The organism is Arcobacter sp. 15-2 (genome assembly GCF_047159865.1).
GTDB lineage: Bacteria > Campylobacterota > Campylobacteria > Campylobacterales > Arcobacteraceae > JAIOSF01.
Genome location: NZ_AP038804.1, coordinates 1152471 through 1164192 on the forward strand (window position 1 = coordinate 1152471; position 11722 = coordinate 1164192).

The 11722-nt window shown below is 30.5% G+C and carries 11 protein-coding genes; 7 read left to right on the top strand and 4 right to left on the bottom strand.

The window, feature by feature from the left end:
- Positions 1-5 precede the first annotated feature (5 nt).
- On the bottom strand, positions 6-1697 hold the full coding sequence (locus tag ACMCMH_RS06155) for an L-lactate permease (protein ID WP_412727969.1): 1692 nt from the start codon (positions 1695-1697) through the stop codon (positions 6-8).
- Between the two features lie 184 nt (positions 1698-1881).
- A complete protein-coding gene (uvrB, locus tag ACMCMH_RS06160; RefSeq protein WP_412727970.1) occupies positions 1882-3855 on the bottom strand; it encodes an excinuclease ABC subunit UvrB in 1974 nt (657 codons plus the stop codon).
- Positions 3856-4206: 351 nt separating this feature from the next.
- On the opposite strand from uvrB, the gene ACMCMH_RS06165 reads away from it, so the two are divergent.
- Genes ACMCMH_RS06165 through ACMCMH_RS06175 form a run of 3 tightly spaced genes read left to right on the top strand, consistent with a single transcriptional unit; the run spans position 4207 to position 5068 of the window.
- Complete coding sequence (locus tag ACMCMH_RS06165; RefSeq protein WP_412727971.1) at positions 4207-4443, top strand: hypothetical protein; 237 nt, start codon at positions 4207-4209, stop codon at positions 4441-4443.
- Complete coding sequence (locus tag ACMCMH_RS06170; RefSeq protein WP_412727972.1) at positions 4443-4724, top strand: type II toxin-antitoxin system RelE/ParE family toxin; 282 nt, start codon at positions 4443-4445, stop codon at positions 4722-4724. The genes ACMCMH_RS06165 and ACMCMH_RS06170 overlap by 1 nt, the downstream gene beginning before the upstream one ends.
- Positions 4725-4768: 44 nt before the next feature.
- Positions 4769-5068, top strand: a complete 300-nt coding sequence (locus ACMCMH_RS06175; RefSeq protein ID WP_412727973.1) for a hypothetical protein — start codon at positions 4769-4771, stop codon at positions 5066-5068.
- Positions 5069-5105: 37 nt separating this feature from the next.
- Here the strand turns inward: ACMCMH_RS06175 and ACMCMH_RS06180 are convergent, their stop codons facing one another.
- Positions 5106-6431: a Na+/H+ antiporter family protein gene (locus ACMCMH_RS06180; RefSeq protein ID WP_412727974.1), complete on the bottom strand. Its 1326-nt coding sequence runs from the start codon at positions 6429-6431 to the stop codon at positions 5106-5108.
- Positions 6432-6558: 127 nt separating this feature from the next.
- Between ACMCMH_RS06180 and ACMCMH_RS06185 the strand changes: the two genes are divergently transcribed.
- Genes ACMCMH_RS06185 through ACMCMH_RS06195 form a run of 3 tightly spaced genes read left to right on the top strand, consistent with a single transcriptional unit; the run spans position 6559 to position 8915 of the window.
- Entirely contained in the window at positions 6559-6831 is a 273-nt protein-coding gene (locus ACMCMH_RS06185) for a hypothetical protein (protein ID WP_412727975.1), read from the top strand.
- Positions 6832-6842: 11 nt separating this feature from the next.
- Positions 6843-8654, top strand: a complete 1812-nt coding sequence (locus ACMCMH_RS06190) for a Na/Pi cotransporter family protein (protein ID WP_412727976.1) — start codon at positions 6843-6845, stop codon at positions 8652-8654.
- A 12-nt stretch (positions 8655-8666) separates the two neighbouring features.
- Positions 8667-8915 (top strand): hypothetical protein, encoded by a 249-nt coding sequence (locus ACMCMH_RS06195; protein ID WP_412727977.1) that lies wholly within the window; start codon positions 8667-8669, stop codon positions 8913-8915.
- 44 nt (positions 8916-8959) lie between these two features.
- Here the strand turns inward: ACMCMH_RS06195 and ACMCMH_RS06200 are convergent, their stop codons facing one another.
- Entirely contained in the window at positions 8960-9538 is a 579-nt protein-coding gene (locus tag ACMCMH_RS06200; RefSeq protein ID WP_412727978.1) for a c-type cytochrome, read from the bottom strand.
- A 219-nt stretch (positions 9539-9757) separates the two neighbouring features.
- Here ACMCMH_RS06200 and ACMCMH_RS06205 point away from each other — a divergent pair, with 219 nt between their 5' ends.
- Positions 9758-11710 (top strand): ankyrin repeat domain-containing protein, encoded by a 1953-nt coding sequence (locus ACMCMH_RS06205; RefSeq protein WP_412727979.1) that lies wholly within the window; start codon positions 9758-9760, stop codon positions 11708-11710.
- Positions 11711-11722 lie beyond the last annotated feature (12 nt).

The window sequence follows — 11722 nt, forward strand, 5'->3', positions numbered from 1 at the left end:
TTTTATTATTTTAGTAGTGGATCAGATAGTCCTAAAACATACATCCCAATCATACCTAATATACCAGCCATAAGACAATAATAAATAGTAGGAATAATAGTTCTTCTTAGTGTCTCACCCTCTTGATCAAGAAGACCAACAGTAGCAGATGCAGCTACAACATTATGAATATCAATCATATTACCAGCAGCAGCACCAACAGCTTGAAGTGCAATCATAAATGCTGTAGATAATCCTAATGCATCGGCAACACCAAATTGAAACTGAGACAACATCATATTTGATACAGTATTAGACCCAGCAATAAATGCTCCTAATGCTCCAATCATTGGTGCAAATAATGGATAGATATCACCCACAGATGTCGCAACAAAGTTTGCCATAGCAACAGGCATAGAGTCAAAACCAGATTCATTTACACCAGAGTTAATAAGAATTCTTACTAATGGAATCGTAAATACTAAAACAAAACCAGCTCCTAGCATAACTTTTGAAGACTCACTAAACGCTTCTTTAAGTTCTTTAAATTCCATTTTATGTAAAAAGTAAGTAAGTAAAACAACAAACACTAAAATACCACCTGGTAAATAAAGTGGAGTAATTGTATATCCTAACCCTTCTCCTAATATATCTTTAAATGGAATAACCCATGATTTTACAAATGCTTTTGCTTCATCAGAAACTCTAGTAAGTACTAATATAACTGCAACTAATACATACGGAATCCAAGCTTTTGTTAAAGACATTGGTACTTTTGCACTCATTGAGTCAAGTTTCATCTCAAATTTACTTACCCAAATAGTAGGCCATTCTTCTTTTGGCGCAAAGTCCCAAGTGTTTTTAGGGATTAAGAAACCTTTTTTTGCTGCAAAAGTAACAATAGGAAGACCAACAAGTGCACCTATTAATGATGGAAACTCTGCTCCTAAAAATACACCAGTTAAAGCATAAGGAATAGTAAATGCAACACCACCAAAAAGAGCAAATGGAAGAATTGATAAACCTTCAAACCATGATTTGTTTTTACCAAAAAACCGAGTCATCATCATAATCATAAATAAAGGAATCAATGTACCAGTAATAGCATGAACAATCGCTACTTCTGAAGTGATAATTTGTAAATATGTATCCCAATTTGAACCAAGAGCACTTAGTGTAGCTCCAATACCTTCAGAATCTAAACCTTTATTTACACCTATTAAAATAGGAGTACCAACAGCACCAAAAGATACAGGTGTAGATTGAATCATCATACCAATCATAACAGCTGCCATAGCAGGGAATCCAATTGCTACCATAAGTGGAGCTGCAATCGCTGCAGGTGTTCCAAATCCAGAAGCGCCCTCAATAAATGAACCAAATAACCACGCAATAATGATAACTTGAACTCTTCTATCGGGACTTATATTATCAAATCCTTTTCTAATAGATGCCATTGCACCTGAATGTTTTAGGGTATTAAGAAGTAAAATTGCTCCAAATATAATCCATAAAACTGCCACAGTAATCAATAAACCTTGTATCGAAGAAGCTAAAACTCTATTAAAAGTAACCTCCCAAACATATATAGCTACACCTGCTGTAACTAAAAACACAATCGGCATCGCTTTTTTTGCAGGTAATCTCAAACCTATCAATAAAACTGCCGCCACAAATATAGGTAATGCTGCAAAGGCAGCTTGAATTCCAATATCCATAATTTCTCCTTTATTATAAAACTAAAAATATCTTAGTCTTACCGTATAATAATGATATGATATTTTTTCAATAGCTTTTAAATAATAGGTTTGAGATTGACTCTGAGAATTTAAGTAACAATATTTTATGGTGAAATATATAGTTTATGAGTAGGTTGGTTTTGAAGAACAGATAAAAAAGAGTTTAGAGCTTTTTTATCTTATCTATCTCATCTCTAAGACGAATTGCCTCTTCAAAGTTGAGGTCTTTTGCTGCTTGATTCATCTGTTTGTTGAGTTCTGCTAACATTTTTTTACGCTCAGATGCAGGCATTTTATTGAGCTTGTCCATTTTTAATGCTACATCGTCATACTCTTCCATTTTTAGGTCTTCGTCAAGTTTTCTAATGGTTGTTTTTGGAGTGATACCATGTTTTTTATTGTGCTCTTCTTGTATTTTTCTTCTTGCATTTGTAGTGTCTATAGCAAATTGCATACTATCTGTTATTTTTTTTGCAAATAAAATTACTTTACCGTTACTATTTCTAGCAGCTCGTCCCATAGTTTGTATTAAACTTGTTTTACTTCTTAAAAATCCCTCTTTGTCTGCATCTAAAATAGCTACTAGCGAAGCTTCAGGGATATCAAGACCTTCTCTAAGTAAGTTGATACCAATAAGTACATCAAATTTTCCAAGTCGTAGTTGTCTTATGATTTGGTTTCGCTCGATGGCATCTATCTCACTATGAAGGTATTTTACTTTGATACCTAAGTCACTATAATAGTTTGCTAACTCTTCTGCCATTTTTTTGGTAAGAACAGTAACTAAAACTCTTTCATTTCTCTGTACAACTTTTTTTATCTCATCGTGCAGTTTTTCAACTTGGAACTCACTATCCATCATCTCAATTACTGGATCAAGAAGTCCTGTAGGTCGTATGATTTGTTCTGCAACTTCTGAAGACATATCTAATTCTAAGTCATTTGGTGTAGCACTTACAAATAAAAAGTTTGCTTTTTTATTGATGTATTCATCAAATTTGAGTGGTCTATTATCTAAAGCAGATGGTAATCTAAAACCATAATCAACTAAAACCTCTTTTCTACTTCTATCAGCTGCATGCATTCCTCTAAACTGAGAAAGACTTACATGTGATTCATCAACGATGAGTAGATATGGCTTATTCATCGCTTCAAAATAATCTATAAGAGAATAGGGTGTTTCTCCCTCTTTCTTATCAGTAAGTAGTCGAGCATAGTTTTCAATCCCTTTACACATGCCAGTAGCTTCTATCATCTCTAAATCGAATTCAACTCTTTGTTTGAGTCGTTGGTACTCGACATGTTTTTCCTCTTTTTGGTAGTATTCTAACCGTTCGGCTAACTCTTTTTCTATAGATTCAACTGCTTTTGCGAGTCTATCTTGAGATACCACAAATGGATTTACACTATATATGGTTACTTCTTTGAGTTCTTGATTTCTATGATTTGTCATATATTCTAGTTTGGTTATAGATTCTATCTCATCACCAAAGAACTCAAGTCTGATAAATTCATCTTCAGAATATGCAGGGAATATATCTAATACATCACCATTTACTCGAAACTCTCCACGGTCAAAAAACTTATCGTTTCTTTTGTATCCCATCTCGACAAGTTTTAAAAGCATTGCTCTTTGAGAATACTCTTGTCCTTGTTCTACTTTTTGTACATTTTTTTTGTACTCGACTGGATTTCCTAACCCATAGTTAGCAGAAACGGAAGCGACACAAATGATATCTTCAAAACTCAAAAGAGAAGTGGTAGTGCTCAAACGCAATCTTTCTAGTTCACTATTTATAGAACTATCTTTTTCAATAAAGAGGTCACTTCGTGGTATGTACGCTTCTGGTTGGTAGTAGTCATAGTATGAGATGAAATACTCCACATGATTATCAGGAAAAAAACCACGAAATTCTGAGTATATCTGCGCTGCCAAAGTTTTATTGTGAGTCATGATAAGTGTAGGCATTTGCGTAGCTTCTATCACTTTTGCCATAGTGTATGTTTTACCTGAACCTGTCACTCCAAGTAGGGTATTGTATTTGTTTCCACTAACTATACTTGCAGTTAGTTTTTCTATCGCTTGGGGTTGGTCTCCTGCTGGAGAATATTCTGTATGTACTTTAAATGGTGTCATGGAAAAGATTATATCAGAATGTGTTTATTGTTTTGATAAATATTGCAAAGTGTAATTTATCTGTAAGGTTTTATAAAAAAAGTTAGATGATTGTCTATAGACAGCCAATGTTTTGTTGTATATAAAATTATTCAGTATCTGTTTTTGATAATATTTCTTGTCCTTCTTAAATATTTTTGAAGTAAGTCCCTATATTCTTTTTCAAATTCCTCAATACCTTTTATTTCCTCTGATAAGATGTATTATATTGCGTATAAAACTCTAATGGCAACTATAGTAGAGATAAACTAAGTTCAGAATATCAAATAAATTTAGATATAATAATTTATAATCAACACAAGGAGATCTATCATGACAATGTCAATGAATTTACATCCCGAGTATGTCACTAACGACAATGGAGAAAGAATATCTGTAATTTTACCAATTGAAGAATTCAATACTTTAGTAGAGCAAACAAATAGTGGTTTTCAAGAAAATAAACTATATTTTCAAGAGTCTTTATCAAATATTGAAAATGGTACAACTACAACACTATCTCATAAAGATGTATGGGAAAGTATAGATAAACATACCAAAGTATCATAGTGAATATTATTTATGAACCTAAGTTTGTAAATAGTTTTAATAATATCTGGGACTATATATCACTCGATAGTAAAACTAGAGCCAATCAGTTTAAAACTGAATTAAAAGAAAAAATAGAAAATTTAGTACATATGCCTTATAAATTTCGAAAATCATTTTACTTTGATAATGAGGAGATTAGAGATATGATTTTCAAAGGTTATGTTATCCCGTATAAGATAGATAAAGCTAATAATGAGATTATAATAATTGGTATTAAAAAATATCAAGAAAATTTATAAAAAATACTGTACTATTCCCTAAAATTTATTTCGGAGAATACAACATGGCACAATTTATAAAAATACAAATGGAAGAAACTTATCAGATACCTGATGAGTGGGAATTAGTTACAAATGCAAAGGGTATAACAAAAATAAAAGTAAAAGAAAATGAATTTTACGACTTTGGAAGTATGCCTTACTGTTCATCTTCAATAGAAGCTGATGAAGAGATGATGTTAACTCCAGAAGAGTTTTTGGACCTACAATCAAATGGACTAGATATCATAGTAGCAAATACAAATATTTCTATCATTGATAATGAAGATGAGATTAAAGAGATATTAGCACTTGATGAAGAATAGGTATTAGTTAGTACTAAACCTATTAGAACTGTTTATATTAAAAAATATAAACAGCCGAAATCCATCCAAAAAGAATCAATGGAATATTGTAGTGGATAAATGTAGGAACAACAGAATCCCAAATATGATCATGTTGACCATCTACATTTAGCCCAGATGTAGGTCCAAGTGTCGAATCAGAAGCAGGACTTCCTGCATCACCTAAGGCTGCAGCTGTTCCTATAAGTGTAATGGTAGCCATCACCGAAAAATCTAACTGCATACATAACGGTGCATAAATAGCTGCTATGATTGGAATAGTCGAAAAAGATGAACCAATTCCCATAGTGATGAACAATCCAACTATCAACATAAGTAATACTGCTAGAGATTTATTATCTCCAATAACATCTACAACAGAAGAAACTAAAGTTTCAACTCCTCCTGTACTATTTATAACACTTGCAAAACCATTTGCAGCAATCATGATAAAACCAATCATACCCATCATCTTAAGACCTCTAGTAAAGAAATCCTGTGTTTCATTTGCTCTTATTACTCCTGCTACAATAAAGATGATAAAACCAGCTAAAGACCCCAAAATAATAGAGTTTGTATATAACTGCAAACCAAGTGCCGTTACAATAGAAAGTAATGCAATAAAAATATAAAAAGGTTTGATATCTTTTTTTTCAGATTCAACTTCCAAAATCTTACTTACATCATAAACTCTTTTTTTTCTATAAGTAAATAAGATAGCTGTTAGTAAACCTAAGAACATTCCAAATACAGGGATAGACATTGCAAGTGGAAGTTGTGAAGATGTCGCTTTTACTCCGTTATCAACTAAGTTTTTAAGTAAAATATCATTTAAGAAAATCCCACCAAACCCTACAGGTAAAAGCATATAAGTTCCTACCAAACCAAATGTGATGACACAAGCAACAACTCTTCTATCTAGTTGTAACTGAGCTATTGAGTGGAGGAGTGGTGGAATTAAAATCGGTATAAATGCAATATGAACAGGTACTAAGTTTTGTGAAGAGATAGCTGCTAATAATACAAGTGCTAATAACATATATTTGATATAGATAAATTGCATTGCAGAGGTATTTAAGCTTATCTTTTTTATAATCATATTTGACAGAAGATCAGTAATTCCAGATTTTGAAATAGCAACTGCAAATGTTCCTAGCATCGCATAAGATAATGCAATAGTTGCACCATTTCCTAAACCTTTGTTAAAAGCTCCCATTGTTTCATTGAGACTAAGTCCACCAGTTAATCCACCTATTATTGCTCCAATAATTAAAGCTATAACAATATTTACTCTCACTAATGAAAGTATCACCATCACCGTAACGGCAATTACTACAGAATTCATCTGTTTCCTTTATTTTATAAAATAAGTGCGAAGTGTATTGCAAATAGAATAAGAGATAGATAAAGTGTTAATAGAAGTATTATTTGAATAAAACTATACTATAATATAAAAAAATCAAGGTCAAACTATGTCAAATATAAAAAATGAACTTAAAAAAGTGGTTACTGAAACAATGATTCCAGAAACTGAAGAGTATTTAGAAGAGCTTCACTCACAATATGAAAACAATACGCTCTCGGATGAAGACAAAGAGGTGATTAGAGATATGGAGTCTTTTTTAGTAGAACTTCAAAATATATTATTGTTAATTAAAGAAAACAAAATAACAGATGAAGAAGCCCAAGATGTATATGAAAAAATCACAGCAATGCTCGATGAACATACAGAGGAAAGTCACTAGGGACAATCATTATGGTTAGAAAAATTTTATTACCAACTATTTTAATTATATTAGGGTACGGTTTTTGGATTAGTCCCGACTTTAAAGAGATAGCAGCAGGTGTTTCTATTTTTTTATTTGGAATGTTATCACTAGAAGAGGGCTTTAAAAAGTTTTCAGGTGGTGCTTTAGAAAATATATTAAGAAAATCTACAGATAAACTCTATAAAAGTATCGGATTTGGTATGATAGCCACTACGATTATGCAATCAAGTTCATTGGTTTCAGTGCTTACAATTTCATTTTTAGGTGCTGGACTAATAGGACTTGCACAAGGTATAGGGATAGTTTTTGGTGCAAACATAGGAACTACTACAGGTGCTTGGCTTGTAGCAGGATTTGGACTCAAAGTTGATATAGCTGCTTATGCAATGCCAATGCTTGTATTTGGTATTATCCTTATTTTTCAAAAAGCAAAAGGGCTTAAAGGTATAGGATATATTTTATCAGGTTTAGGGTTTTTATTTTTAGGTATCCACTATATGAAAGATGGATTTGAAGCTTTTAAAAGTACTATTGATTTAGCTTCATTTGGTGGCACAGGTATCAAATATCTTTTTATATTTACCGGTATTGGTATTTTTGCTACAGTTGTTATGCAGTCCTCTCATGCTACCCTAGTACTTATTATTACAGCATTAGCTGTTGGACAAATATCGTATGAAAATGCTTTAGCTTTAGCTATTGGGGCAAATGTTGGTACGACTATTACGGCAATCATTGGAGCTATGAGTTCAAATATCGCAGGGAAAAGATTAGCAGTAGCGCATCTTATATTTAATGTAGTCACAGGATTAATAGCGATTGTTTTCATTCATCAAATAATGTTTAGTGTTGATTTTATTAGTAGTTATGTAGGTATTGCAAATGATGATTACACACTAAAATTAGCTATTTTTCATACTATTTTTAATGCTATTGGAGTTCTTGTTATGATTCCATTTATAAATAGACTTGTACTGTTTCTTGAATCTGTACTCAAAGAAAAGATACAAGATACAACAAATAAATTACAATATGCAACACCTAAATACCTGAATGTTTCTGTACTAGAACTCCCATCAACAGCAATGGCAGCAATAATTGGAGAAACGAAACATCTTTATGATAACTCATTTGAAATTATTACTCATGGACTCAATCTGCAAAGAAAAAGAATCATATCTTCTCTTCCTTTAGATGAGGTGATTGAAAAAGAATATAGTGACTTACCAGTCAATATCGATGATTTTTATAATTATAAAATAAAAGGCATTTATGGGGAGATTATAGATTTTTCTACAAAAGCACAAAGTGATATGTCACCAAAAGAGATAGAGCTATTATATCAGCTAAAATTGGCAAATAGAAATATGATTGAGGCTGTCAAAGATACAAAACATTTACAAAAAAATTTAGTAAAATATTTAAAAAGTGATAATATATATATTAAAAAAGAATATAACACTATTAGAAAGAATTTAGCAGAGTTATTAAGAAATATTAATACAATTGTAAATACACAAGAAGAAGATGTAATTATATTGTTATTGTCAAAAGCTAAAATACATATGGAAAAATATGATGTACTTGTAAATGGTACACTTGATAATTTAATCAGAAATGGTCTTATTACAAACGAAATGGCAACATCATTGATGAATGATAGTTCTTATGCATACGATATAAGTAGAAATCTGATAGAGATGGCATCTGTTGTGTTTACAGATAGAAGTATCAACAATAGTAGTATAAATGAAGATATGAAAATTAGTGATGAAGATATTGCTACTATCATAAAATAAAAGGGATGAATTATGGGATTTAAAAAATTTTTAGAAAATGTAAAAGAAACTTTAGGTTTAGAGAGTTCTATAAAAGAGAGTAAAAAAAAGTCTATTAAAAGTTTAATAAAAAAACTCATTCACAAAAAGCGTGCACTTAAAACTACATTGAAAAAAAATATTTCAAAACAAGAAAAAATTGAGTTAGAAGAGGAACTAGAAATTATTAACTACCATATAAAAAAAGGGAAAAAAGTTTTTCAAAAACTAGACACTAAATAAAATATATTTATGAGAGTGTCTTCGTTTGTGTGATTTCTGTTTTACTATTTGAAATCTGCAATATGATTAGATAATGCGTTTATTTCGTTGTCTGTAAGTTTTGTAACTTGTGCTTTCATAACACCTTTCATAGCTCCACCATAAGAACCATTTTTATACCCTAGTAAAGCTTCTTCTATTTGTTGCGCATTCCAATTTTTTATAATAGCAGATTTGTTTAAAGCTTTTTTCTCTCCATTTAGTCCATGACAGGAAGCACATTTTTTGTAGAGTTTATTTGCATCAGTATTTTGAACCACTTGTTGTACCTTTTTGATAATTGGGTCAGATGCTTCGGTTACATTTTTTTGTACCTCTTTTACTTTATTTGCGATATTTTTTACAACAGGAGCAGTTGATTTTTGTAAATCTTTTGCTAACTCTTCAGTTTTTTTTGCAGTAGATTCGACATGAGTTATCACACTATTTGCAACTTTATCAACAGTTGATGTTTCCGTTGGTTCTTGTTGTGCCACAACTTCTTTTGGCTGTGGAGTTTGAGTTTCTTTTGTTTCATTTTCAGTACATCCTGTGTATAAAATAGAGATGGTTGCTATACTCAAAAGAATATTTTTGTGAATCATGTTTTTTCCTTAATATTTAGATTTCGTTATATTACAATCATAGCTAATTTTTAATATGAAATTTGTTATTTGTTTTTATATAACAAAAAGTGCACTTGATTTTTATTGATGTATGTTCATTAATTTACTCATTAGTAAATTAATGATAAAATAATAATTAATAAAATAAAATCCAAGTAAGTTAAACAATGTTCATTATAAACAAGGGGTAAGAAGTAGATGTTGAAAAAATTCTTTAAAAAAAGCTTTACAAATAATAATTTTATGCAAGAACTTTTGTTTCAAACTCCTAGATATGAGTGGCTAACTGAGGCATTATCTAATGAACTAGTAGATATAAATCATCAAAATGAAAATAATGACACTCCATTGATGGTAACCCTCCAAAAAGATCATGATAAATCTGCTCTTTGGTTGATTGATAATGATGCTGATCCAACCATTCGAAATAAAAATAATCAAAATGCCATTGATATTGCTATTCATAAAAATAAAATAAAAATAGTAGAAGAACTTCTGAAAATGAACAAATTAGATATTGATCAAAAAGATGAATATGGAAGAAGTTTACTTCAAAATATTATTATCAGTGGAAATCATAAAATGGCAAAGATACTTATAAAGTGTGGTGCTAATATAAATACTTTGGATGGGAAAGGGAAACATATTCTTTATGATGCCCTATCTTATGGTGATCCTGTATTTGTAAGAGATTTACTGAAATATAAAAATATTGAGCTTAACGACATCGATAAAGATGGAAATACTCTTATGCAACACCCACAAATAGAACAAAATGATACACTAGCAAAAGATCTTTTAATTGCGGGTTGTGATCCTACAAAGCTAAATGCAAAGGGGGAATCGTATCTTTATAAAACAGCATTAAGAGGGAAAGAAGCTGAAGATATAATAGATATTGCCTTAACTCATGGCGCGAATATAAATGAAAAAACAACATCGGGGCGTACTATTATGATGCAAATAGTTTTTATAGCATCTAAAGTACCTCCTGCAAAGAAACAATATAGGTTAGATCTTTTAAATATCGTACATAAAATGCTTAAATATAATGGAGATATTAATGCGTTAGATCAAAAAGGAGAATCTGGATTATTTAATGCAGTTGCGTTAAGAGATACGGAACTTATTGACTTTTTGTTGGATGCAAAGATTGATACTAACATTCAAAATACAAGAGGACAAACAGTATTAGAATACTTGGTTTATGATGGTATGGAATATTCTAAAATTATAGAACAATTATTGAATCATACTATAAAACCAACTCTTAAAAACAAAGATGGACAAACAATTTATGAGATCTTGACAAATTTAATTTTACATAAACATGGCACTTTACCATTAACTGATGAAGCACTATTGAAAATGTATGACCCTGATGCTTTGTATTTTGATGTTGTTAAACTTTTACTCTCTTATGAAAAAGAGGAGGAGGGGAAAGAATTTATTTTAGATTTCTTTGACTCAGAAGGAAATCCTTTATTTTTCAAACCTTTGATGTATGATAATTTTGCTTTATTTAGTTTGTATACAAGATATAATATAAATCTTCATCAAATTAATAAGCAACAACATAATATATTTTTTGCGTATGTTTTAAAAATTTTTGAGAATAATATAACAACAGCTACAGTTTGTAAAAATTTTCAAAATAATATAAGTAGTTTAATCAGTAGAAAAGTGGAAAAAAATTTTAAAGATTCTTTAGGATGGACAATATTGCATAAAATTTTATCAACAAAATGTAATATTAAACTATTTAAAATCTTAACAGATGTCGTACGATTTGATTATACGATTGCAGATAATTTAGGTAGAACGGTTATTCATAATGCTGTTTGGCAGGATAATGTTGAAGTAGTTAAGATTATTAATGCAAAAGCACATGAAAGTATAAATTTAGAAGACAATTATGGAATCACTCCTATTTATTATGCAGCACTTTTGGGAAATAAAAATTTAGTTTCTCAGTTTTTTGATTTGGGTGCTGCTATTACAACAAAAGGAAATATAAATTTAAAAGCAGTCAAAAAGTTTAAGCCAATGCTTAAAAACTTAGTAAAATTAAAAATTGATTTAGATGATCTTGCTTTAGAAAAAAGGATGGATAGTATAATAAGTGAGATTGAGCATAAATTTGGAGTTTAGAATCAAAATTTT